Origin of the sequence: Rhodanobacter sp. MP7CTX1, assembly GCF_014205795.1 — a bacterium.
Lineage (GTDB): Bacteria > Pseudomonadota > Gammaproteobacteria > Xanthomonadales > Rhodanobacteraceae > Rhodanobacter.
In genome coordinates, this window is sequence record NZ_JACHCN010000003.1 from 159,263 (window position 1) to 183,452 (window position 24,190).

The window sequence follows — 24,190 nt, forward strand, 5'->3', positions numbered from 1 at the left end:
GATGGCATGCCTGCCATCGCATCGACTCTATTTGACCACGTTGACGATACGGAAATCCTTCACCGCGCGCTGAAATACGCGCAACGGTTCAGCTGGCGGATCGTCATGGGCGTAGCGTAGTTCCAGGTAACTTTGCATCAAGGTGGCCAGTTCATTTCGGTGTCCGGGAAATGCCCGCGCAGCACGACCCAGATAGTGCTGTGGGCCTTCGCCGGACCGGCGCACGACACCCTTGCGTGCCAACTTCCGTTCCAGCTCACGCAGGGTCCCGCGCAGTGCGTCTCGCGGTTGCCGCCGCAACAAGGCCCAGGCCAGCCCGATCGCGACGAACAGCACGCTGCCGATCGCCAGCAACACACTCAACGTCGCCGTGTCGGTATCGCGAATACCAAACGGGGTCAGCAGGCCGCGCTGGCGCAGTGCGCTAAAGCCGATAACGCCTTGATCCCACCAGCGGTTGACGATGTCCCAGTGATTGCGCAGACCCTGCATCCAGTCATCGCGATACCACGCCAGTTGATCACCTGCGGCCGCCGCCGCGCCCAGCTCCACCCGGCCCGGACGCACGGCACCGGTCGGGTCGACGCGCACCCAGCCACGCCCGGCCAGCCATACTTCGCTCCACGCATGGGCGTCGGAATTGCGCACCAGCAGGTAGTCCCCCAAGTTGCTCCAGTAGCCACCCAGGTACCCGGTCACTACCCGTGCCGGGATACCGGCACCACGCATCAGCACGGTGAACGCCGACGAATAGTGTTCGCAGAAGCCTTCGTGGGTGTCGAACAGGAAATCATCCACGGCATCGCGGCCCAGGGGTGCCGGGGCCAGCGTGTAGCGAAAGCCGCCGTCGTGAAACAACGACAACGCGGCCTGCACGATCGCGGCGTCATCACTGCCATAACGTTGTCGCCATTGGCCGGCCAAGGCGAGAGCACGTGGATTGAAGCCAACTGGCAAACGCAGGCCGAGGTTTCGCGAGCGTTCGTCCAGCGCAGGCTGCAACCGATAGTGCAGGGCCGACTGCAGCTGATAGTTGAGCTGGGTGTTTACTGGCTTGTCGGCAAGCACTTCACGGTCGGGCAACAAGCTCGCTTGTTCGGGGGCAGCCAGCGGCACGTCCAGCGTGGGCAGCACGCGTTGACGGGTCGGTTCCAGGTTGATTCGATAGCTGATCGCAGCGCTCGCCTCGATCGGCACCGGTGCCTGCGTTGCGGCATGCCGGCTTTCGATGAAACGCCAGCTTCGACCGTCGTAATTCCACATGACATAGGCGCGGAAGTAACGCTGATCCGGTGCCGGCGGCGCCCCATCGAAACTGACGCGCAGCGCAGGGCGATCGTCGGTCAGCAGGTCGGTGAAATTACCCGGTGACATGCTGTCGCTCAGGCCGGTTTGTGCGTCACCGGGCGACGGTGCGCCCCACAGTGGCGTGTTCAGCCGTGGCACCAGCAAGAATACAAGCAGGGCCAACGGCAGCGTTGTTGCCAGCAAGGTCAGGCCGGGCAGCAAGGTGCGCGGCAGGCTGATTTGCGGCTGCGCCGGTTCCAGCGCGCGCAGGGTCGCAAGTGCCGGCAGCAGGCCCAGGGCGACCACGAAAGTAGCGAGCAGGCCCTGATCGAACAACAGCGCCGTCATCAGCGCGAAACAGGCAAAACTGACGCCGACACGGACGTCGCGTGCGGTCTCGCTCTCCAGCAGTTTCAGGATCAGCAGGCCTACGGCCAGCGCCGTACCAGGTTCCCGGCCGAAGATGTTGCCGTAATGGGTAACTACGGCCAGGGTTAGCAGCACCAGCAGCGGCAGCTTGAGCCAGCGCGGTACGCGGCCAACATGCTGGCGTCGCTGCCAGCAGCGCCCCAGGAGGGTTAGTGCCAGCGCGATGGTCAGCCACCATGGCAGGTGTGGCGCGTGCAGGCCCAGCACCAACGCTGCGGTCAGGCTCAGCAGGTCGAACGCGCGGTTGTCGACCGGCAGCGCAGGCTTTTTGCGCAGTAGCCATAGCGTCATGGCAATTGCGCCAGTGCGCTCATGCAGTGCGCGTAATGCAGCGGGCCGCCGCCGGCAGGGATATCGGTACCCGGTAGCCACAGGCTGTAATGGCGGCGTTGCGCCTGTGCCTCGTTCAGCCAGCGTGCCAGTCGGGCAATGCGTGCTTCGTCGCCCAGTCCGGGTAATTGACGCCAATCCAGCTGCCACTGTGGACGGCTTTGCGGTTGCTCGAAATCCTTTACCAGCAAACTGTGATGATGGGCGCTGGCTTTCCAGGCGATGTGCCGCCGCGGATCGCCGACCCGGTAGTCGCGCAGCGTGGCCAGTTCGTCGCCCTGATGCAGACGCATGTTGCGGGAGTCGTCAGCGAGCGCATGAGGCGGTGGCCCGGCAACTTCCGGTTGCGGCCACACCAGTACCGATTGATCCGGATTCAACCAGCTCCACGCCCGGAACATGCCCAGTGGCCAGCTGCTCCACAAGCGCAGGCGTGGCACCGGCTGCCAGCCTCGCCGGGCGGTCGGGAGTGCCAGTTTCACGCGGGCCGCCACGTTTGCATCGAGCGCGAATGCCACGGAAGTGCGCCCCAGGTCCAGGCGGATTGCGTTGCGTGCGCGGGTGGAGTCGAACGACAGCGTGAGTTCGATCGGTTGTCCAGCGATTGCGTGGCCTGCGTGGATATGACTCAGGCGCAAACCATTGAGGCTGCGAAACGCCACCAGCATGCTGGTGGAACTGGCTGCCCCGAGCAGGCAGGTGAGCAGCAGAGCGGCGTTGTTGGCGTAGTTCAGCGCGCCGGCCAGCATGACCATCAGCAGCACGGAAAAACCGATGCCGAAGCCGGTCGGCACGATATAGATTCGGCGACGATGCATCTCGATCGGCAGGCTCTCGGGGCGGCGATAGCGCGTGAGCGCGGGCAGCCTTCGTTCGGCCCAGGATTGCAGGCGCTGCAGCACTTCGCGCATCAATCCACCGCGACCTCGGCCAGCAGCTTGCGCGCCAGCGTGTCGCCGCTGGCGCCACGCGTCGGCAGCAGGCGATGGGCGGCCAGTGGTACAAACAGCGCCTGGATGTCCTCTGGCAGAACATGCGAGCGACCGCTGAGCAGAGCCCACGCACGCGCCGCACCGAGCAGGGCCAGGCCGGCACGCGGCGACAGGCCTACCCGGATCTCGGCGTGCCGACGGCTGGCGGTGAGCAGCGCCTGCAGATAGTCGAGCAGGGCGGTGCTGGCGGTGATCGTTTGTGCTTGCCGGAATAGCGCGGTCAGCGAAGCGCCGTCGAGTTGCGGGGCCAGCTGGGCCAGCAACTCGCGCCGGTCGCTGCCGGTCAGCAACGCGCGTTCGGCTGCGGCGTCCGGATAGTCCAGCGAGAGACGCAACATGAAACGATCAAGCTGCGAGTCGGGCAGGGGGAACGTGCCGTTGAGGTCGAGCGGGTTCTGTGTGGCAACGACAAAAAACGGCTGCGCCAAGGCATGCGTCTGGCCGTCTATCGTCACTTGATCCTCGGCCATCGCTTCCAGCAGTGCGCTCTGCGTCTTCGGGCTGGCGCGGTTGATTTCGTCGGCCAGCAGCAGGCCGGTGAAGATCGGGCCCGGATGGAAGCGAAACAGACCGGTCTCGCGCTCGAATACGCTGACGCCGATGATGTCCGACGGCAGCAGGTCGCTGGTGAACTGCACCCGCTGAAACTCCAGCGCAAAAGTTGCCGCAAGCGCGTGAGCGAGGGTGGTCTTGCCCACGCCCGGCACGTCTTCCAGCAGCAAATGTCCGCCGGCAATCAGGCAGGTAAATGCCAGTTTCACCTGCCGCGGCTTGCCCAGCAGCACCCGGTTGACCTGGGCCATCGCAGCCTCCAGTCGTTGATGCAGATGTTCATCGCGGATTGGAGTGATGACAGACATGGTTTCTCGGTGAATTCAGAGATGGACGGGGTGTGGGTAGAAGCTGCGTGCCGCTTTTCTCGGTAGCGACTGGCGCAGTGTAGCGCCGCGTTACCACTCTATATCGTGAGGCAGCTTGCTCGCAGCGCCACGTTCCTTGGCTCATTCCTCGTGGGCGCTCACTGTGTGTCGATGCGATTCACATGCCTGCTCTTCAAGGCAGCGGCATGCCACATTCCCTCAGCATCTTCGCCAGGGCGATCAACGGCAGTCCGATCAGCGCGCTGGGGTCCTGGTTGTCGATGGATTCAAACAGGCTGATACCGAGGCCTTCGCATTTGAAGCTGCCGGCGCAATCGAGTGGTTGCTCGCGCTCGACGTAGCGGGCGATTTCCTGCGCACTCAGCTGACGAAAACGCACGCGGGTGTGATCGACATGGGTAAGCCGCTGGCCGTCACGGGTATCCAGCAGGCACAGCGCGGTATGAAATTGCACTTCACGACCAGAGCTGGTGGTGAGTTGGGCGAGGGCGCGTTCGGATGTTCCGGGTTTGTCGAGCATCAGCCCGTCGAGTTCGGCGACCTGATCAGAACCAATGACCAGCGCATCATGCAGCCCACTGGCTGCCGCCTCGGCCTTGGCAATGGCGAGGCGCAGTGCCCGTCCAGAGGGTGTCTCGTCCGCGAGCGCGGTTTCGTCGGTGCCGGGTGCGCGCTGCTCGAATTCCGCGCACAGCCGGCGCAGCAGTTCGGCGCGGTAGCGCGAAGTGGAGCCCAGCACCAATCGGGTCGGCACCGAGCGAGATGGGGTCGATGGCGCTGGGGTCATGTATCGGCTTCGCGGCGGAGATGTTCGCGCATGGCGCTGTTCAGGTCGATCTGGGCCTGGGTGAGGGCCTGCAGCAAAGGCTGCAGGCGGTCCCGGGTGGCTTGCATCGAACGGGCCGCGTCGTCCAGTTCGTGCTGGCTGGCGCGCGGTGATCGGTCGCGTATCCACAGCCGTTGCTGCAGCAAGGCTCGCAGGCCGGCGTCGATCGCATGCTGGGCATCCTGTTCGCTGGCGGCGGGCAGGTCGGGGTTGAGCGACATCACTGCGTGCGCCTGCTGCAGGCCGGCACGACAGGTCTTGAGGTCGGCCTCCAGGCGATCGGCCAGGTCGAGCAGGTTCTGCAGGCTGGCGTTACGTTGTGTCTGGCGCCGGCGCTGTCGTAGCGACCAGACCAGCACAATGATCAGCAGCACCACCAAGGCAGCTACGCCGAACGTTAAATAGGCATTCACGGGTAGCGGCTCAGGGGACGGAGTGATTTAGTCTGCCGTATTGGGACAGGATCAGGCAAAATAACCTCCTTCGGTGGCCGCCTTCCGTCGTCCAGCGGCCGTGCTAGTTGACTTTGGGCGACTTCAAACCTAATATTTCCCGATTATGTCCGTGACACTGCCAGAGTCCGTGGACGCTTGGCGCATGGTCTCGGCGCGGCGTTCATTCGAGGGAACGCTGCCCATCGCGTCGATGTCACGCCTGTGCGAGGTGCTGGCGAGCGCCGATGGGGTGGTGCGGTTCGAGCTGGATTTCGGCCGCGACAGCTTTGGCTCAGACTATGTCGATGTTCGCGCGCAGGCTTCGCTCACGCTGATCTGCCAACGCACGCTGGAGCCGTTTGTGCTCCCGGTCGTGGTGGATACGCGGCTTGGCCTGATCAAGCACGAGCGCGACGAAGCCGGGCTGCCGCCTGACTGCGAGCCGCTTTTGGTGCCCGAGGATGGTCGGTTGAATCCGGCCGATGTGATTGAAGACGAATTGCTGTTGGTGCTGCCGCTGGTCCCGATTAATCCGGACAGCAGCCTGCCCGACGAAGTGACAGGCCACGACCTGGATGAAGAATCTGCCGGTCATGAGCGCTCCGAAAATCCGTTCGCGGTGTTGCGCGAACTGAAGAAGTAACCACCGGCCCGGATCATCCTGCTCCAGGTCATGTCGTAACAGATCATCAAGTTTTAGCTGGAGAACTACCATGGCAGTTGCCAAGAGCCGCCGTACCCCTTCCACCCGCGGCATGCGTCGTTCGCACGACGCGCTGAAGACCGTGCAGCTGTCCACCGATCCGACCAGTGGCGAAGTGCATTTGCGCCATCACGTCACCAAGGATGGCTACTACCGCGGCAAGAAAGTGATCGAAACCAAGGGTGCGGTGTCGGTCGAGGATTGATTCCGTCGGAATCCTTCGGATTCCCCGGAATGTGATCAAGCGGGACGGCGCGGCGACGCGCCGTTTTGCGTTTATGTGCTCCGGAACGTAACGTGGCGATATGTGTTGCCCGATGTGTACAGCCGTCGCCCGCGGCGTTCGATCCTCTGTTTTCGTTGATGGATAGCTGAATGTCCCAGATCTATGCCCGCATCATTGCTACCGGCAGCGCGTTGCCGGAGCGCGTGGTAACCAATGCCGATCTTGAAAAGATCGTCGACACCAGTGACGAATGGATCCACAGCCGCACCGGTATCCGCCAGCGTCATATCGCGGCTGATGGCCAGACCACCGGCGACCTGGCCTACGAGGCAGCGAAGAACGCGCTGGAGGCAGCAGGCGTCAAGGCATCCGAACTCGATCTGATCGTGCTCGGTACCACGACGCCCGACATCATTTTTCCGTCCACTGCCTGTCTCGTGCAGCACCGTCTGGGTGCCAATGGTTGTGCTGCGTTCGACGTCAACGCCGCTTGTTCCGGTTTCGTCTATGCGCTGGGCATCGCCGACAAGTTCATCCGTAGCGGCCAGTCCAAGAAAGTGCTGGTGATCGGTGCGGAGACGCTGACCCGGATGGTCGACTGGACCGAACGCGAGAGCTGCGTGCTGTTTGGTGATGGTGCTGGTGCCGTCGTGCTGGAGGCCTCCAGCGAGCCGGGCATTTACGCCACCTGCCTGCATGCCGACGGTGGCTTCAAGCATCTGCTGTACAACCCGGTCGGCGTGTCGGTCGGTTTCAATGATGAGCCCAATCACGGCGTGCGCATCAAGATGGCCGGTCGTGAAGTGTTCAAGGTCGCCGTGAAGACGCTCGACTCGCTGGTCGAGGAAACCCTGCAGGCCGCGGGCATGGTCGAGTCGCAGATCGACTGGCTGATTCCGCATCAGGCCAATCTGCGCATCATCGAAGCGACCGCCAAGCGACTGAACATGTCGATGGAGCGGGTCATCGTGACGGTCGACAAGCATGCCAATACCTCGGCCGGTTCGGTGCCGCTGGCGCTCGATTACGCGGTGCGTTCGGGCAAGGTGCAGCGCGGCCAGAACCTGCTGCTGGAAGCATTTGGTGGTGGTTTCACCTGGGCCTCGGCGTTGCTGCGCTACTGAGTCGCCACGCTCCGATGGTTTCAACGATGCCGCCCATTGGGCGGCATCGTGCTTTCCCGGCCCCGGGATTCGGGCTGGAACGGTATGAATACAGCTGCGTATGGGCGTCGATGCTGGCACCATGGCGGTTTTCGTCGACGGAATTCACGCATTCATGAGTTCAACCTCCGCTTCGCTCGCTTTTGTTTTCCCCGGTCAGGGTTCGCAGTCGGTCGGCATGCTGACCGAGCTGGCCGCCGCGCATGCCGAAGTGCAGGCGACTTTTGAAGAGGCTTCGCAGGGTGCAGGTCTCGATCTGTGGAACTTGAGCTCGCACGGCCCGGAAGATCAGCTCAATCGCACCGAGAACACACAGCCGGCGTTGCTGGCCGCCAGCGTGGCGGTGTGGCGCGTGTGGCACAAGCTGGGTGGCGCGCAGCCGGCGCAGCTGTCCGGTCACAGCCTTGGCGAATACAGCGCGCTGGTATGCGCTGGCGCGTTGTCGTTGCATGATGCGGCGGCGCTGGTGGCCGAGCGTGGTCGTTTGATGCAGGCGGCGGTGCCTGCCGGCGTCGGCGCGATGGCGGCGATCCTCGGCGGCGACGACGCGCAGATTGCCGCGGTATGCGAAGAGGTTGCGCAAGGGCAGGTGGTATCGCCGGCCAACTTCAACTCACCCGGCCAGTTGGTGATTGCCGGCAACGCCGAGGCGGTGGATCGCGCGCTGGCGCGACTGGCCGAACTGGGCGTAAAGAAGGCGATCAAGCTCGCCGTGTCGGTGCCGTCGCACTGCGCACTGATGCGTGAGGCCGCCAACCGGCTGGGTGAACGGATGGCCTCCATCAGCTGGCAGTTGCCATCGGTTCCGGTGGTGCAGAACGCCGAAGCGCGCAGCTACGGGTCAGTCGAAGAGATCCGCGGCGCGCTGCAGCGCCAGCTGTATCTGCCAGTGCGCTGGACCGAATGCGTGCAGGCGCTGGCAGCCGGTGGCGCCACCCGCATCGCCGAGTGCGGACCGGGCAAAGTGCTGACTGGCCTGATCAAGCGCATCGACAAGACGATCGAGACGCGTGCCATCGGTACGCCGGCAGAGCTGGACACCGCACGCGCTGAGTGGATCTGATCAGTCTCTTTAGTGCATGACCCCTCTAATTGAACTCAGGAATCCATTCAGATGAGCAATCCACTGCAAGGTGAAATCGCGCTGGTCACAGGCGCCAGCCGCGGCATCGGCGCGGCGATTGCCGACGAGCTGGCGGCGATGGGCGCCACGGTGATCGGCACGGCGACCAGCGAGAGCGGCGCCGCGGCCATCGGCGAGCGGCTGGTGGCGCATGGTGGTCACGGTCGGATGCTGAACGTTACCGACAGCGCCGCGGTGGACGCCCTGATCGACGGCATCGCGAAGGAGTTCGGCGCGGTGTCGATCCTGGTCAACAACGCCGGCATCACCCGCGACCAGCTGCTGCTGCGGATGCGCGAGGAGGATTGGAACGTCATCCTCGACACCAACCTGAGCTCGGTCTTTCGCACCTCCAAGGCAGTGCTGCGCGGCATGATGAAGGCACGCAAGGGACGCATCATCTCGATCGCCTCGGTGATCGGGCTTACCGGCAACCCCGGGCAGGCCAACTATGCCGCCGCCAAGGCCGGCATCATTGCGTTCTCCAAGTCGCTGGCACGCGAGATCGGTACCCGCGGCATCACCGTCAACGTAGTGGCGCCGGGCTTCATCGACACCGACATGACCCGTGCGCTGCCCGAGGCATCCAAAGAGGCGCTGCTTGGCCAGATCGCCCTGGGCCGGCTTGGCGAGGTGTCGGATATCGCCAAGGCGGTGGGATTCCTGGCCTCTCCTGCCGCTGCCTACATCACCGGCGAGACCCTTCACGTCAATGGCGGCATGTATATGCCGTAAGGGCGGTGAGGGTAGTTGTCGCCAGCGGGCTCGTTTTAGGAGACAATTACCCTTTCGCGCCGGTCGTCATGGCCAGCGCTTGGATATCACCGGCGGATCGTGGCGGCTCTACCGCTTAGCCACTACAATGCGGCCGGCCTTTTGCCAGCAGCATGCCGGCACAGACAAATCTGGCACCAGATAAACCAGCACCAGACAAACAATTTCTCCTTGAGAGGTATGGGCAACATGAGCACCATCGAAGAGCGCGTCAAGAAAATCGTCATCGAGCAGTTGGGCGTGAAAGAAGATGAAGTCACGGCGAACGCTTCGTTCGTGGACGATCTGGGCGCAGATTCGCTGGACACGGTAGAACTGGTCATGGCACTCGAAGAAGAGTTCGAGACCGAAATTCCGGATGAAGACGCCGAGAAGATCACCACCGTGCAGCAGGCTGTCGATTACATCAAGGCCCATTCCAAGGACTGATCGATCGCCACCAGTCGATCTGATGATTGATCCGTGAGGATCGGCGTGTTCCACGTCGCCTGTTCCGTCACGAGCCTATATCGAACGCTGCGCCGACCTGGCGCAGTTTTCGTTTCTGCAATTTGTAACGTCCGACCCCGTATGGTGCGCGAGATGCGTCCCAGTCGAAGTGGATGGCGTATCTACGATCCGTATCGCGAAGCGGCTGTCCGCGGCGGATTTACGGAATCACGAAGGAACACAGCATGAGCAAGCGTCGAGTAGTAGTGACCGGCATGGGCATCATTTCGCCGGTTGGCAACGACATCGCCACCGCCTGGGAGCGTGTCCTCAAAGGCGGCAGCGGGATCGGTCCGGTCACCCATTTCGATACCTCCGCTTATTCCACACGCATCGCGGGCCAAGTCAGCGGCTTCGATCCGGCGCAGTGGATGCCGCTGAAAGACGTCAAGAAGATGGATCCGTTCATCCATTACGGCGTCGCTGCAGGTACCCAGGCGTTGCGTGACTCCGGGCTGGAAGTGACTGAGGAGAATGCGCCCCGCATCGGCGTGGCCGTCGGTGCCGGCATCGGTGGCCTGTATACGATCGAAGCCACCACGCTCGAACTCGCTGCGAAGGGACCGCGTCGCGTCTCGCCGTTCTACGTGCCCAGCTCGATCATCAACATGGTGTCGGGCCAGCTGTCGATCATGTTTGGCCTGAAGGGACCGAACATTGCCTGCGTCACCGCCTGCACCACGGCTACCCACAACATCGGTCTGGCCGCGCGGATGATCCAGTACGGTGACGCCGACGCGATGATCGCCGGCGGTTCGGAGTTCGCGACCACCGGTACCGCGATGGCCGGTTTCTGCTCGGCCAAGGCAATGTCCACCCGCAACGACGACCCGACCAAGGCGAGCCGTCCGTGGGACAAGGACCGCGATGGCTTCGTGCTTTCCGATGGCGCCGGTGTGCTGATGCTGGAAGAGTACGAACACGCCAAGGCACGTGGCGCCAGGATCTACGCCGAGCTGGTCGGCTTCGGCATGAGCGGCGATGCGTTCCACATGACTGCACCCAGCGAGGGTGGCGAAGGTGCCGCGCGCTGCATGCAGAACACGCTCAACGATGCCAAGCTCAATCCGTCCGACGTGCAGTACGTGAATGCCCACGGCACGTCCACTCCGCTCGGCGATCTGGGCGAAGTGATGGCGGCGAAGGCAGTGTTTGGCGATCACGCGTACAAGCTGGCGATGAGCTCGACGAAATCGGTCACTGGCCATTTGCTGGGTGCGGCCGGCGGCGTCGAGGCGATCTTCTCGATCCTGGCGCTGCGCGACCAGGTACTGCCGGCAACCATCAACCTGGACGAGCCGGGCGAAGGCTGCGATCTGGATTTCGTACCGCACACCGCACGCGAAGCGAAGCTCGACGTGGCGCTTTCTAACTCGTTCGGTTTCGGCGGCACCAACGGCACGCTGGCGTTCCGTCGCGTCTGAGCGTGACCCACCATAGCCGTGTCATAGGCGGCCGGCGCGACTTGCTCGCGCCGGCCGCTGCCTTTCCGCAACGCTATCCGTGCCTGCTCGAAAGCGTGGTGCGTGGCACCGCGCAATCACGCTATGACATTCTGTTTGCGTTTCCGCGTGAGCATCTGACGCTGCATGCGGACGGCCGTCTTTGCGCTGGCCGTCCATACGAAGCGGCGGAACAGCTGCTGAGCGGACGCTTTCTCGATGCGCTGGACACCGCCTGGCAGGCCGAAAGATTGCCGCCAGGCGATGACGACGGCCTGCCGTTTCATGGCGGCTGGGTATTGATGCTGGCTTACGAGCTGGCCGGCGAAGTCGAGCCCACGCTGCGGCTGCGACCGCCGTCGGTATTGCCGGTGGCGCTGGCGTTGCGTTGTCCCGCCGCGGTGATCGTCGATCATGCCCGCGATTGCACGATCCTGGTTGCCGAGAGCGGCCATGAAAACCTGCTGGATGAACTGGAAGCCGATTTCGCCGCGTTGCCAGAAATCCTCCCGATGCCCGCGCCAACAGCCTGGGAAGAGGATGTGCCGGAGCTGTTTATCGACGGCGTGGCACGCATACACGAGCACCTCCAGGCGGGCGACATCTTTCAGGTGAACCTGTCGCGCGCGTGGCGCGCACGCTACGAGTCATTGCCGCTGCCGTCATCGTTGTATGCCGCACTGCGCCAAGCCAATCCGGCTCCGTTTGCCGGCATGCTGCAACAGCCGCTATGGGCGCTGGCGAGCTCTTCACCGGAGCGCTTGGTCGAAGTGCGCCGGGGTATCGCGCAAACCCGACCCATTGCCGGTACCCGCGCGCGACTGCCGGGCGACGACGAACTGGCACGCATCCGCGAGTTGAGCGCGCATCCGAAAGAACGCGCCGAGCATGTGATGCTGATCGATCTGGAGCGCAACGACCTGGGTCGCGTTTGCGTGCCGGGGACGGTCGAGGTCGATGAGTTGATGGTGGTGGAGAGTTACGCCCACGTTCACCACATTGTGTCCAATGTACGAGGCCGCTTGCGTACTGAGGTGACTCCCGGTGAAGTGATTGCAGCCACGTTTCCCGGTGGCACCATCACCGGGTGTCCCAAGGTGCGTTGCATGGAAATCATTGCGGCGCTGGAAGACGCACCCCGCGGTGCCTATACCGGTGCTCTGGGCTATCTCGACCGCAACGGTGATCTCGACTTGAACATCCTGATCCGCACGCTGACCCTGACTGGCCATGAGGTAAGCCTGCGCGCTGGCGCCGGCATCGTCGCCGATTCGGTCGCGGCACTGGAGCTCGATGAAACCCGGGCCAAGGCCCGCGGCATGCTGCGTGCACTGGGAGTGCCGGACTGATGGCTGTGCGCACCCTGATCAATGGTGCGCCGATCGAGGTCGTGCCAGCCTTGGACCGCGGTCTGGCTTATGGCGACGGCCTGTTTGAAAGCATCCGTTTTGTCGGCGCCGTCGCACCCTTGTGGTCGCGCCACATGCAGCGGCTTGCTCTGAGCTGCGAACGCCTGCGCCTGCCTGTTCCGGATCCGGCGCAACTGTGGCGCGAGGCACTGGACGTCAGTCGCGGTATGACGCAATCCGTGGTGCGCATCACCTTGACCCGCGGTATCGGCGAGCGTGGTTACGCGCTGCCGCTGTTGCCGCAACCCACGCGCATCGTGGCTGCCTTCGCGCCACCCCAGCTGAGTGAAGAGGTCTATTCCAACGGTGTGCGAGTGCGGCTGTGCGATATCCGGCTGGCTGAACAACCATTGCTTGCCGGCATGAAACATCTGAACCGGCTTGAACAAGTGCTGGCGCGCGCCGAATGGAACGATCCGGCGATCGCCGAGGGCCTGTTGTGCGATAGCCATGATCGCGTCATTTCGGCGACCATGGCGAACCTGTTCGCGTTGGTCGATGGCGTGCTTCTGACGCCCGCGGTGGATCGCTGTGGCGTTGCCGGGGTCGCCCGCGCCGAGGTCCTGGCTACGTGCCCGCTAGCGCAAGTCGATACATTGACGCTGGATGCGGTTCTGGAAGCCAGCGAGGTTTTTCTCAGCTCAAGCGTGCGCGGCATCCTGCCGGTACATTCGCTGGGTGAGCGCGTCTATGCGACGGGCGCCGTGACCCGTCAGCTGCAGCAGCACTGGCACAATCTGGGATTTTCGATGGAGCAGGGTGGATGAGGCGCAAATCGATGCAAGGACGTGCAGTGCTGCGCGTGTTGCTGGCCATAGTGCTGGTTGCGGCGGGTGCGCTGCTGTACGGCTGGTACGACTTCAGTCGTTTCAGTCGCACGCCGTTGCACGTGACTACACAGGGCGACAGCATCGACATCGCTCGCGGTACCGGTTTGCGGAATATCGTCGGCGAACTGCGCCAACGCGGGCTGACTTCGGCTGATCCGTTGTACTGGTGGCTGCTGGCCGAACAGATGCGCGTAGCCGGCAAGCTGCACGCGGGCGAGTACGCGCTTGAGGCCGGCATCACGCCGCGCCAGCTGCTCGCCAACATGGCAACCGACAAGGTGCTTCAACGCAATTTGACCATCGTCGATGGCTGGACATTCGCCCAGTTGCGCGAGGCGCTCGCCAAGGCCGAGAAACTGGGACACGACAGCGCAACGCTGGACGACGCGGCGATCATGCAGAAAATCGGTGCCGCAGGCGAAGCACCTGAAGGCCGCTTCTTGCCGGAGACCTATGCTTACGTGAAAGGTGACACCGACCTGGACGTGCTCAAGCGTGCGCACCTTGCGATGGCAAAGACACTCGACGCCATGTGGCCGACGCGCGACCAGGACCTGCCGCTGGCAACACCTTACGATGCGTTGATCCTGGCCTCGATCGTGGAGAAGGAAACCGGCCGTGCCGATGAGCGACCACGGATCGCTGGCGTATTCGTACGACGCCTGCAGGACCATATGCTGCTGCAGACCGATCCCAGCGTGATTTACGGTATGGGCGCCGCCTACAACGGCAGCATCCACAAGGTCGACCTTGCCACCGATACGCCTTACAACACCTATACCCGGCCAGGCCTGCCGCCGACGCCGATTGCGCTACCGGGCAAACCGGCGCTGCTGGCAGCCTTGCATCCGGCGCCGGGCAGCGAGCTTTATTTTGTCGCCCGTGGCGATGGCGGGCATGTATTTGCCAGCACGCTGGAGGAACACAATCGCAACGTCGACTGTTATCAGCGGAAGCATTGCCAATGAGTCCAACACATGTGAATGCGCCCCGTGGAAGGTTCATCAGTCTCGAAGGCGGTGAGGGCGCCGGCAAAAGTACTCTGCTGGCGTCTCTGCGCAAGTACATAGAAAAACAAGATATCAAGCTGGTGCAGACACGTGAGCCCGGCGGTACATCGCTCGGCGAAGCCGTGCGGGCCATCGTGCTCGATCCGGCAAGCAGCGAGTTGGCTGCCGAGACTGAGTTGCTGCTGATGTTTGCGTCGCGCGCGCAACTGGTACGCGAGGTGATCGAGCCCGCGCTAAATGCTGGGCAATGGGTGCTATGCGATCGCTTTGCGGATGCCAGCTACGCCTACCAGGGCGGCGGTCGCGGCCAACCGGTTGAACGCATCGCCGAGCTGGAGCGTTGGGCATGCGCCGGCGTGAAACCCGACCTGACCCTGCTGCTCGACCTGCCTGTAGCGACCGGTCGTGCTCGGGCGGCTGGTCGTGGCGACGCTGACCGTATCGAAGTCGAAACCGATGCCTTTTTCGAGCGTGTGCGGACAAGCTACCGCGCACGAGCCGCCGCTGAGCCAGACCGCTTTCGCGTGATAGACGCCAGCCAGCCAGCGCTTGCTGTAGTTCAGGCGGCCACCATCGCCATCGCCGAGTTGATCGGGAATTCGAGACCATGAATCAGTTGCCCTGGCACGCCGAACATTGGGCTCGATTGCAGGCGCGTCGCCAGCGCGATGCGCTGCCGCATGCGCTGTTGATCTGCGGGATGGCTGGGCTGGGCAAGCGCGAGTTCGCACAGCGTTTTGTGCAAGGCCTGTTATGCCAGCAGTCGGTCGATGGCGATGCCTGCAGGCACTGCCGTAGTTGCCTGTTGTTCGCGGCGGGTACGCACCCGGATCTGGTTTCGTTGAGTTTCGGTCTGCGCAAGGATGGCGTGCAGCGCAGCGAGATCGTGGTCGACCAGATCCGCGAACTGTCGGCACGACTGGCCATGAGCAGCCAGTTTGGTGGCTGGCAGGTCGCGCTCATCGATCCGGCCGACGCGATGAATGCGGCGGCCGCCAACGCGTTGTTGAAAACGCTGGAGGAACCTTCTGCGCAAACCATGCTGATCCTGCTTGCCGATGCGCCGTGGCGGATGCCGCCAACCATCCGCAGCCGCTGTCAGCGGATCGAGTTTCATTTGCCTGCCGAGGCTGACGCACTGGCCTGGTTGCAGGCCGAGGGCGTGCGCGATGCGGCGGCCGCACTCAACGCTGCTGGTGGCAATCCCGGTCTGGCCCGCGTCTGGACGCAGGAGGGGGCGCTGGATCGACGGATGGAAGTGCGCAAGGACCTGACCGCGCTCGCCGCCGGCCGTGGCCAGCCGTTGGAGGTGGTCAAGCGCTGGCTGGACAGCGAGCCGGCGCAGCGACTGTGGTTTGCCGCCCAGGCAGCCGCCGACGAGATCAAGACCAGGGCAACGGCAGGTAGCGGCCCACTCGCCAGCGCGCTGGACGTCGAGGCCCTGGGGCATTGGTACAACGCGGCCAACCGCACCCGCGAGAGCCTGCGTGGACCGTTGCGTGGAGACTTGTTGCTACTCGAGTTGCTGGCACAGTGGCGCTGATGAGCGCAGCCGCCGTCCAAACACGAGAGCGTGAATTGCCCATTTTCTCCACGCAGACCCGACTGCTGGTAGTCGCACCCCATCCGGACGATGAGACCATCGCCACAGGCCTGCTGATCCAGCAAGTTCAGGCGGCCGGCGGTGAGGTGCAGATCCTGCTGCTGACCGCCGGCGACAACAATCCGTGGCCGCAACGCTGGATGGAGCGTCGCGTGTGGATTCGCGGCACCGATCGGCAGCGCTGGGGGCGCCGTCGTCATGCCGAAATACTGCAGGCGCTGCAATTGCTCGAGCTGCCGCGATCCGCACTGCAGGCGCTGGGTTGGCCGGATATGGGCGTCACCGAGTGCTTGCTGCAGCCGGAAAATACGGGCGTGTCCACATTGGCCGCAGCGATCAGGCAGTTTCGTCCCAGCCTGATCGCGATGCCTTCGCTCGACGATCGACATCCTGATCATGGTGCGGCGCACGTGCTGGTTCGATTGGCGCTGGCAGGGCAGGCAGCGCCGCCGCAACTGCTGGCCTATCTGATCCATGGGCACGCGCCCGACGGCGGATTCATCGAAGTCCGCGGGTCGTCGCACGAACAGGCGATAAAACTGACCGCATTGGCCGCGCATCACAGCCAGATGGCGTTGAGCGGCAACCGCATGCGTCACCTTGCTGCACGGCCTGAACGGTATGTCGAGGTGTCGAGCATCCCGAAAGAGCCCTCTTCAGCGCTGCCATGGCAGCCTTCCGCATGGTTGCACCCATGGTTGCGGCTGAGCGTGGCCAGCGCAGCGGGAGTTCAAAGCTGGCGCTGGAAGGATGCCCGGCTGCAGCGCGACGGCCTCGGCATCTATCACCTGCCAACGCTGGCAGCCGGGGACGCCACCCCGCGCTTCGCGAAACTGGCCTGGGATCTGCCTTCGCCGTGGATTTTCGACTATTGGGGTTGGTGCGAGCTCTGAGGCTCTTTCCAAGGTTGTGATGAGGTGTCTTGCATCGGTTGCTGGACAGGGCTAGCTTTTGTCCCGGGGGGAACACATGTTGCTGGTGCAATCTCAGGGTTGCGCCTCGCTTTTTGCGTGATTGAAGCGGGCAACGATTCCAACCGACCAGGGGCCTCATGGCGAGGTAAAAGTTACTGATTCCATCCACTTGGCTGGCCACGTGAATGCAAAATCCGGATCAGAACTCGATGCAGCTCAAGCCTAGATCGGTGGTCGCGTCCAGCGAGAGCTTCTACGCGGCGCTTTCAGATATTGGCCAGTTGCTGGTGCGTTCGCTCGAACCGTCGGTGCTCTACGAGGCCGTCATCGAGGTGCTGGAGCGCCGGATCGGAGCTCGCCTGGTGATGGTCGGCGAGGTGGATCACACCACCGGATGGTTTCGACGCATCGCACCTGCTCATATCGCGGCCGGCATGGAGGATATCTATCCGGAGCGCCTGCCGTTTTCCATTGCGCACCCGCGGTTCTGGCAGGGCGAGCCGCAATTGGAGGCGGACATCCGCCGCACGCCCGGCCTGGAGATGATCCGCGCTGCTTACGTGCGACATGGCGTCAGCTCCGCAGTTGCCGTACCGGTACTGAAGTTCGGCGAGGTGCGGGCGACCCTGGTGATACGGTCGTCCAACGTCAGCTTCTTTTCGCCGCGGATGATCGAGCTGTTGCAGCAGGCCGCGGCGAGCATTGGACTGGGGCTGGAGGCACACGAGCAACGCACGCGCCTGCTGCAATCGGTGCAGGAGGAAGGTCGTCAGCGACGTGCGTTGCGCCTGCTCAGCGAGATGATCAAGGTCGTCACGCGCAGCCCGGATGAACAGCTTCTGCTGACCGATGCCTGCCGCGTGGCAAGGTCCATTGGCGGTTATCAGGTCGCCTGGATCGGCTTGCTGGAAGAAGGCTCCGCACAAACGCTGCGATTGCGTGCCCACGAGGGTCTTGCCGACGGCGTCGACGAGGATGCCAGGTTCCACCTGACGGCTGCCGAACACGCGGACGATGCGGTGGTACTGGCGATGTTGACTGGCCAACCGATGATCCGGCATCCGTTGTCCTCCGGTCGTTCGGATTGGCTACCTGGCGCCGGTATGTCGAGCCTGCAGACGTGGCTGACGCTGCCCTTGCGGGCGGATGGGGCCGTCATCGGTGCCTTCGCCATCGGCGCGACTGAGACCGACGCCTTCACCCCCATCGAGGTTCAGGTTTTCTCGGAAATGGCGACCGAGCTCGGGCTCGGTATCCAGATCCAGCGCGCCCAAGCGGCACGGCTCGCGGCGGAGCATGATCTGCGCTTCAACCTGCAACATTTCCGCACCATTCTGTCGAACCAGCACGCCGGCATCCTGGTGGTCACGGAAGACGGATTCGTGAAGTTTGCCAACGAGGCGTTCTGCAAGCTGTTCGGCATCGATGAAACGCCGGCCGCGCTTGAAAGTCGGCCTTCGGCGTCGATCTATGCCCAGCTGAAGCATGCCTATGAGGACCCGGACCGGGAATTGCGCCGGATTCGGGACATCCTGGCCAAGGGCGCCCCGGTCAAGGGTGATGAAGTCTCCATGAGTGACGGGCGCATCTTTCTGCGCGATTTCACCCCGATCGAGATCGATGGCGTCGCGCAGGGCCGGATCTGGCATCAGCGGGATATCACCGAACAGAAAAAGCATGAGGCCAGGGTCGAACGACTGGCCTTTTACGATGTGGTCACGGGCCTGCCGAACCGACGCCTGCTGTTCGAATTGCTGGAGCAGGCGCGAACCCGGGCCGGCCAGCAGCAATCGCTGCTGGCCGTGGGTGTGCTCGACCTCGACCGCTTCAAAAGCGTCAACGACACGATCGGGCACGGCGGTGGCGACCGGGTGCTGGCCGAAGCTTCAGCGCGAATCCTGGGCCTGCTGCGCGAGGCGGACGTCCTGGCCCGGTTCGGTGGTGATGAATTTGCGCTGGTGATTTCCGGTCTCGACAGCAAAGAGCAGCTCGACGCGATCAGCCGATGCATCCTGCAAGCGCTGCGGGCGCCGTTCAACCTGATGGGTGAGCAGCTTTATCTATCAGCCAGTGTGGGCTGGACCCTTTTTCCGCTCGACGGATCCGATGCCGAAGGGCTGATCCGGCACGCCGATCTCGCGATGTATGAGGCGAAAGAGGAGGGCAAGGATCGAGGGGCGCTGTACGAACCGACGATGGAGCTGGAACAGCATCGACTGCAGGCGATGCGTGACCGGATGGCGCAAGCGCTCGTGCAGTCGCGCTTGCGGCTCCTGTTTCAACCGATTGTGTATATCGACGGGTTGCCCGGCCTGCACGGTGTTGCCGGCATGGAGGCTTTGCTGCGCCTGCAAGATACCGACCAGGGGCTGATCGAGCCCTCCAATTTCATGCATGTGCTGGACGACCCACAGCTCGCGCGGCCGATCGGTCGTTACGTGCTGGACGAGGCCCTGAAGCAATGCCAGGCGTGGGTAGAAATCGGTATCCCGGTTCCCGTTTCAGTGAATATCAGTACCCGCCATTTGTTGCACCCGGCGTTTTTCAGCGACATCGATACGGCGCTCGAATCCTACCCGGGTGTCATGGACGTGGGTTTCGGCATCGAAGTGACTGAGACCGGCCCCTCGATGGATCATGCCCGCGCGAAGATCGTGATCGAGGAGTGCCGTCGACGGGGCATCCGCGTCGGCCTTGACGATTTCGGCACCGGCAGTGCATCGCTGAGCCACATCCAGCAGCTGGATATCGAGCACATCAAGCTCGATCAGAGTTTCGTGCGGGACATCCTCAGTGAGGAGCGCAACATGGCGATTGCCGCGGGAGTGATCACCACGGCCCGCATGCTTGCCAAGACAGTGATTGCCGAGGGCGTCGAGACGTCGGCACAAGGGGATCTGCTCGCTTCCCTGGGCTGCCACCAACTGCAGGGCTTCTGGATTTCGCGACCGATGGCCGCCGAGGCGGTTTCCGAGTGGGTGACCCGTTGGGTACCGCCCACTTCGTGGGCGCGCCTCGTCAACGAGCGTCAATCGCTGCTGGCACGCCAGCCGGAGACTCCTTGAAGTCTGCCGGGCGGGTAACCTCTATCCATGTATGACCAGCGCGAGAGTAGTTTCGCTGGATTACAAACCTATAAGATCCGACCTATAAGATCCGACCTACAAGATCGGCCATTTCAAGATCGCCATTGACGGCATCAGCGTCATCAGAGACCGGGTACAAGATCGCCCGGCAGGAGCCAAGCATGAAATCCGTGACTGCCCGACAGGGCATCATTTCACTGAAAATCAAGGATGCGGCGTCGCTGTACAACGCGTACATGCCGTTCCTCAAGCATGGCGGGCTGTTTGCACCAACCGCCCAGCATTATTCGCTGGGTGACGAAGTGGTGCTGCTGGTGACCCTGGCCGAAGAGACTGAACGGCTGTCGGTGGTCGGCAAAGTGGTCTGGATCAGTCCGCTGGGTGCGCAAGGCAACCGCGCCGCAGGTATTGGCATCCACTTCAATGAATCGGGCGATGCCGAGGCGGCCCGCAGCCGCATCGAGAACATCCTTGCCGGCACGCTTACGTCCGAGCGTTCGACCCATACGATGTGACGGCAGGACCATATGGGCATCGTCATGTCGTCGAGGTGACGTGCGCTGCATGTTGACGGCCGTCAAGGCTTGTCGTTGTACCCATGCCCGCTGATACAATGGCGAGATTCGCGAACCCATCTCGCGAAACATCGGACGCTCGCGGCTTCAACGCCCGCAGGCGTGGCTGAGTAGCCAGGGCCTTTCGGCCTGCCGAACCGAAGTCGCCGGACCGTGAGTTACTGGATTCGTCCCCGCGGTCACTGATGCGCCTGTTGGCGCGGAGGTACGTTGCATCGTGCTTGCCGAATACTGGCCTGTTCTGTTGTTCATCGGCGTTGCTACCGGCCTTGGCCTGGTGCTGCTGGCCGTCGGTCTGCTGGCGGGGCCTAGCCGGCCCGGGGCGGAAAAGCTCGCACCCTACGAGTGCGGCTTCGAGGCATTCGAAGATGCCCGCATGCGTTTCGACGTGCGCTATTACCTGCTAGCCATTCTTTTCATCATTTTCGATCTGGAAATCGCCTTCCTGTTTCCGTGGGCGGTGGTGTTCCAGCAGATCGGCATCGTCGCGCTGATCGAAATGGCGCTGTTCCTGCTGCTGCTGATTATCGGTTTCGCCTACGTGTGGAAGAAGGGAGCACTGGAATGGGAGTGATCTCCTCACTTGACCGGGTGATGCATAACCCGCAGCCGCTGAACCTGGTCGACGATATCCTGCGGCCGGCCGGCGACAACCCGATCGTGCAGCGCGGCTTTGCCACAACCAGTGTCGACGCACTGATGAACTGGGCGCGCACCGGCTCGATGTGGCCGATGACCTTCGGTCTGGCCTGCTGCGCGGTAGAGATGATGCATGCTGGCGCGGCGCGACTGGATCTTGACCGCTACGGCGTGATCTTCCGTCCCAGCCCGCGTCAGTCCGACGTCATGATCGTGGCCGGTACCCTGGTCAACAAGATGGCCCCGGCGCTGCGCAAGGTCTATGACCAGATGCCCGAGCCGAAGTGGGTCATCTCGATGGGCAGCTGCGCGAACGGCGGTGGTTATTACCACTATTCCTATTCCGTGGTGCGCGGCTGCGACCGCATCGTGCCGGTGGACATCTACGTGCCGGGCTGCCCACCGACGGCCGAAGCACTGATCCACGGCATCTTGCAGTTGCAGAAGAAAATCCGCCGCACCAGCACCATCGCGCGTTCGTGAGGCTCTGATATGTCTGATACACCTGCGACCTCGCTGGCCGAGCTCCTTGCCGCGCGATTTGGCGAGACACTCAGCGTCAGCACGGTTCGTAACGAAACCGTCGCCGAGCTGGCTGCCGCCGATCTGATCGCGGTGGCCACGGCGCTGCGCGACGAGCCGGCCTTTCGCTTCGGCGAGCTCATCGACCTGTGCGGTGTCGATTATCTCGGCTATGGCCAGACCGAATGGGAAACCAACACCGCTGGCGGTGATGGCTTCTCGCGCGGCGTTGAAGGCCAGGCCATGGGCCGTTTCGACTGGGCCGGACGCCCGCGTGGCAACAACGAGCCCCGCCGGTTCGCCTCGGTAGTTCATCTGCTGTCGATCGAGCACAACCATCGCCTGCGCCTGCGCGTTTTCTGTGAAGACGACACGCTGCCGGTGGTGCCCTCGCTGACTCTGGTATGGCCGGGCGTGAACTGGTTCGAGCGCGAGACATTCGATCTGTACGGCATCATCTTCGATGGTCACCCGGATCTGCGTCGCATCCTCACCGACTACGGTTTTGTCGGCCATCCATTCCGCAAGGACTTCCCGCTGATCGGCAACGTCGAGGTGCGTTACGACCCCGAGCAAAAGCGGGTGATCTACGAACCCGTATCGATCGAGCCGCGCATCCTGGTGCCGCGCACCATCCGCGACGATGCCGATCTGATGCAGGCCAAGGCCGAAGCCGCCGATCACTGGCGGGAGAATTGAGCATGCAGGAAATTCGCAACTACACGATGAACTTCGGCCCCCAGCATCCGGCCGCGCACGGCGTGCTGCGCCTGATCATGGAGATGGACGGCGAGACCATCGTTCGCGCCGATCCGCATGTGGGCCTGCTGCATCGTGGCACCGAGAAGCTGGCCGAGTCCAAGCCGTTCAATCAGTCGATCGGTTACATGGACCGGCTCGATTACGTCTCGATGATGTGCAACGAACACGCCTACGTAAAGGCGATCGAGACCCTGCTGGGAATCGAGGCGCCGGAGCGTGCGCAGTACATCCGCACCATGTTCGACGAGATCACGCGCATCCTGAACCACTTGATGTGGATCGGTTCGAACGCGCTCGATCTTGGTGCGATGGCGGTATTCCTGTACGCCTTCCGCGAACGCGAAGAGCTGATGGACGTCTATGAGGCAGTGTCCGGCGCGCGCATGCACGCGACGTATTACCGTCCCGGCGGCGTCTATCGCGATCTGCCGGACCACATGTCGCAGTATCGCGAGTCGCCGTGGCACAAGGGCAAGGACCTGAAGCGCATCAACAGCTGGCGCGAAGGTTCGATGCTGGATTACCTGGAAGCGTTCACTGCTGATTTCCCGAGCAAGGTGGACGAGTACGAGGACCTACTCACCAACAACCGCATCTGGAAACAGCGCACCGTCGGTATCGGCGTGATCAGTCCGGAGCTTGCCCAGCAGTGGGGCATGACCGGCGTGATGCTGCGCGGCTCCGGCGTCGAGTGGGATCTGCGCAAGAAGCAGCCGTACGCGAAATACGCCGAGATGGATTTCGACATTCCGGTTGGCGTCGGCGGCGACTGCTACGACCGTTACCTGTGTCGCGTGGAAGAGATGCGCCAGTCGAACCGGATCATCCAGCAGTGCGTGAAGTGGCTGAAGGCGAATCCCGGTCCGGTGATGCTGAAAAACTTCAAGGTCGCACCGCCGTCACGGGTCGAGATGAAGGAGGACATGGAAGCGTTGATCCATCACTTCAAATTGTTCACCGAAGGCTACTGCGTGCCGGCCGGCGAAACCTATGCCGCGGTCGAGGCGCCAAAGGGCGAGTTCGGTTGCTTCCTGGTTTCCGACGGTGCGAACAAGCCGTTCCGTGTGCACCTGCGTGCGCCGGGTTTTGCCCATCTGTCGTCCATGGACACCATCGTGCGCGGCCACATGCTCGCCGACGTGGTCGCCATGATCGGTACCTATGACCTCGTGTTCGGCGAAGTCGATCGCTGAGCCCGGAGGAAGAGCACACATGAAAGCCACCGGACATTTCGAGCAGGTCAGGAACATCGATCCGCTTGCCGTTCTCAACGACCACACCCGTCATCACATCGACGAATGGGTCGCCAAGTTTCCGCCCGACCGCAAGCGCTCGGCGGTGATCCAGGCGCTGTTCGCAGCACAGGAGCAGAACCAGGGTTTCCTCACCGATGAGCTGATCACGGCGGTCGCGAAATATCTCGACCTGCCTGCGGTGTGGGCTTACGAGGTGGCCAGTTTCTACTCGATGCTGGAGACCAAGCCGGTCGGCCGCAACAACGTGGCGATCTGCACCAACATCTCGTGCTGGCTCAACGGCGCCGATGACCTGGTGCGCCATTGCGAGAAGAAGCTCGGCATCAAGACCGGCGAGAGCACGCCGGACGGCCGCGTGTATCTGAAGCGCGAAGAAGAATGCATCGCTGCCTGCGTGTATGCGCCGGCGATGACCGTCAATGGGCACTACCACGAGCATCTCACGCCCGAGAAGCTCGACGAAATTCTGGACGGGTTGGAATAAT

The 24,190-nt window shown here is 63.0% G+C and carries 25 protein-coding genes; 20 read left to right on the plus strand and 5 right to left on the minus strand.

Annotation, left to right across the window (positions count from 1 at the left end; translation table 11 throughout):
• Positions 1 to 27: 27 nt before the first annotated feature.
• From HDE77_RS05555 to HDE77_RS05575, 5 genes are all read right to left on the minus strand, one after another.
• Complete coding sequence (locus HDE77_RS05555; RefSeq protein WP_184416168.1) at positions 28 to 2,007, minus strand: DUF3488 and transglutaminase-like domain-containing protein; 1,980 nt, start codon at positions 2,005 to 2,007, stop codon at positions 28 to 30.
• Positions 2,004 to 2,957, minus strand: a complete 954-nt coding sequence (locus HDE77_RS05560; protein WP_184416169.1) for a DUF58 domain-containing protein — start codon at positions 2,955 to 2,957, stop codon at positions 2,004 to 2,006. The genes HDE77_RS05555 and HDE77_RS05560 overlap by 4 nt, the downstream gene beginning before the upstream one ends.
• Positions 2,957 to 3,898 (minus strand): MoxR family ATPase, encoded by a 942-nt coding sequence (locus tag HDE77_RS05565; RefSeq protein WP_184416170.1) that lies wholly within the window; start codon positions 3,896 to 3,898, stop codon positions 2,957 to 2,959. Before HDE77_RS05565 ends, HDE77_RS05560 begins: the two co-directional genes overlap by 1 nt.
• A 193-nt stretch (positions 3,899 to 4,091) precedes the next feature.
• Positions 4,092 to 4,706, minus strand: a complete 615-nt coding sequence (locus tag HDE77_RS05570; RefSeq protein WP_184416171.1) for a Maf family nucleotide pyrophosphatase — start codon at positions 4,704 to 4,706, stop codon at positions 4,092 to 4,094.
• Positions 4,703 to 5,158, minus strand: a complete 456-nt coding sequence (locus tag HDE77_RS05575) for a hypothetical protein (RefSeq protein WP_184416172.1) — start codon at positions 5,156 to 5,158, stop codon at positions 4,703 to 4,705. Before HDE77_RS05575 ends, HDE77_RS05570 begins: the two co-directional genes overlap by 4 nt.
• A 184-nt stretch (positions 5,159 to 5,342) precedes the next feature.
• Between HDE77_RS05575 and HDE77_RS05580 the strand changes: the two genes are divergently transcribed.
• From HDE77_RS05580 to nuoE, 20 genes are all read left to right on the plus strand, one after another.
• Positions 5,343 to 5,822: a YceD family protein gene (locus HDE77_RS05580; RefSeq protein WP_184416173.1), complete on the plus strand. Its 480-nt coding sequence runs from the start codon at positions 5,343 to 5,345 to the stop codon at positions 5,820 to 5,822.
• Positions 5,823 to 5,892: 70 nt separating this feature from the next.
• On the plus strand, positions 5,893 to 6,087 hold the full coding sequence (gene rpmF / locus HDE77_RS05585) for a 50S ribosomal protein L32 (RefSeq protein WP_077441856.1): 195 nt from the start codon (positions 5,893 to 5,895) through the stop codon (positions 6,085 to 6,087).
• 170 nt (positions 6,088 to 6,257) lie between these two features.
• Complete coding sequence (locus HDE77_RS05590; RefSeq protein ID WP_184416174.1) at positions 6,258 to 7,232, plus strand: beta-ketoacyl-ACP synthase III; 975 nt, start codon at positions 6,258 to 6,260, stop codon at positions 7,230 to 7,232.
• Positions 7,233 to 7,386: 154 nt separating this feature from the next.
• On the plus strand, positions 7,387 to 8,334 hold the full coding sequence (fabD, locus tag HDE77_RS05595) for an ACP S-malonyltransferase (RefSeq protein ID WP_184416175.1): 948 nt from the start codon (positions 7,387 to 7,389) through the stop codon (positions 8,332 to 8,334).
• 51 nt (positions 8,335 to 8,385) lie between these two features.
• Entirely contained in the window at positions 8,386 to 9,129 is a 744-nt protein-coding gene (gene fabG, locus HDE77_RS05600) for a 3-oxoacyl-ACP reductase FabG (RefSeq protein ID WP_184416176.1), read from the plus strand.
• Between the two features lie 228 nt (positions 9,130 to 9,357).
• A complete protein-coding gene (gene acpP / locus HDE77_RS05605; protein ID WP_007805185.1) occupies positions 9,358 to 9,597 on the plus strand; it encodes an acyl carrier protein in 240 nt (79 codons plus the stop codon).
• 245 nt (positions 9,598 to 9,842) lie between these two features.
• Positions 9,843 to 11,081 carry a beta-ketoacyl-ACP synthase II gene (gene fabF / locus HDE77_RS05610; protein WP_184416177.1) on the plus strand — a complete coding sequence of 413 codons (1,239 nt, stop codon included), beginning with the start codon at positions 9,843 to 9,845 and terminating at the stop codon, positions 11,079 to 11,081.
• 23 nt (positions 11,082 to 11,104) lie between these two features.
• Complete coding sequence (locus HDE77_RS05615; RefSeq protein ID WP_343206065.1) at positions 11,105 to 12,448, plus strand: aminodeoxychorismate synthase component I; 1,344 nt, start codon at positions 11,105 to 11,107, stop codon at positions 12,446 to 12,448.
• A complete protein-coding gene (pabC, locus tag HDE77_RS05620; protein WP_184416179.1) occupies positions 12,448 to 13,275 on the plus strand; it encodes an aminodeoxychorismate lyase in 828 nt (275 codons plus the stop codon). The genes HDE77_RS05615 and pabC overlap by 1 nt, the downstream gene beginning before the upstream one ends.
• Entirely contained in the window at positions 13,272 to 14,306 is a 1,035-nt protein-coding gene (gene mltG, locus HDE77_RS05625) for an endolytic transglycosylase MltG (protein WP_184416180.1), read from the plus strand. Before pabC ends, mltG begins: the two co-directional genes overlap by 4 nt.
• Positions 14,303 to 14,959, plus strand: a complete 657-nt coding sequence (gene tmk, locus HDE77_RS05630) for a dTMP kinase (RefSeq protein ID WP_221444136.1) — start codon at positions 14,303 to 14,305, stop codon at positions 14,957 to 14,959. Before mltG ends, tmk begins: the two co-directional genes overlap by 4 nt.
• Positions 14,956 to 15,891 carry a DNA polymerase III subunit delta' gene (gene holB / locus HDE77_RS05635; RefSeq protein WP_184416181.1) on the plus strand — a complete coding sequence of 312 codons (936 nt, stop codon included), beginning with the start codon at positions 14,956 to 14,958 and terminating at the stop codon, positions 15,889 to 15,891. The genes tmk and holB overlap by 4 nt, the downstream gene beginning before the upstream one ends.
• A complete protein-coding gene (locus HDE77_RS05640) occupies positions 15,891 to 16,844 on the plus strand; it encodes a PIG-L family deacetylase (RefSeq protein WP_184416182.1) in 954 nt (317 codons plus the stop codon). Before holB ends, HDE77_RS05640 begins: the two co-directional genes overlap by 1 nt.
• 230 nt (positions 16,845 to 17,074) lie before the next feature.
• On the plus strand, positions 17,075 to 19,930 hold the full coding sequence (locus HDE77_RS05645) for an EAL domain-containing protein (RefSeq protein WP_184416183.1): 2,856 nt from the start codon (positions 17,075 to 17,077) through the stop codon (positions 19,928 to 19,930).
• Positions 19,931 to 20,112: 182 nt separating this feature from the next.
• A complete protein-coding gene (locus HDE77_RS05650) occupies positions 20,113 to 20,466 on the plus strand; it encodes a PilZ domain-containing protein (RefSeq protein WP_184416184.1) in 354 nt (117 codons plus the stop codon).
• A gap of 277 nt (positions 20,467 to 20,743) precedes the next feature.
• Positions 20,744 to 21,100, plus strand: coding sequence for an NADH-quinone oxidoreductase subunit A (gene ndhC, locus HDE77_RS05655; RefSeq protein ID WP_184416185.1), 357 nt, complete (start codon positions 20,744 to 20,746; stop codon positions 21,098 to 21,100).
• Complete coding sequence (locus HDE77_RS05660) at positions 21,091 to 21,648, plus strand: NADH-quinone oxidoreductase subunit B (RefSeq protein WP_184416186.1); 558 nt, start codon at positions 21,091 to 21,093, stop codon at positions 21,646 to 21,648. The genes ndhC and HDE77_RS05660 overlap by 10 nt, the downstream gene beginning before the upstream one ends.
• Positions 21,649 to 21,657: 9 nt before the next feature.
• The gene (locus HDE77_RS05665) at positions 21,658 to 22,386 is read left to right on the plus strand and encodes an NADH-quinone oxidoreductase subunit C (RefSeq protein WP_184416187.1); all 729 of its coding nucleotides are present in this window, start codon (positions 21,658 to 21,660) and stop codon (positions 22,384 to 22,386) included.
• A 2-nt stretch (positions 22,387 to 22,388) separates the two neighbouring features.
• The gene (locus tag HDE77_RS05670) at positions 22,389 to 23,642 is read left to right on the plus strand and encodes an NADH-quinone oxidoreductase subunit D (protein WP_184416188.1); all 1,254 of its coding nucleotides are present in this window, start codon (positions 22,389 to 22,391) and stop codon (positions 23,640 to 23,642) included.
• A 19-nt stretch (positions 23,643 to 23,661) separates the two neighbouring features.
• Positions 23,662 to 24,189: an NADH-quinone oxidoreductase subunit NuoE gene (gene nuoE / locus HDE77_RS05675; protein ID WP_184416189.1), complete on the plus strand. Its 528-nt coding sequence runs from the start codon at positions 23,662 to 23,664 to the stop codon at positions 24,187 to 24,189.
• Position 24,190 lies beyond the last annotated feature (1 nt).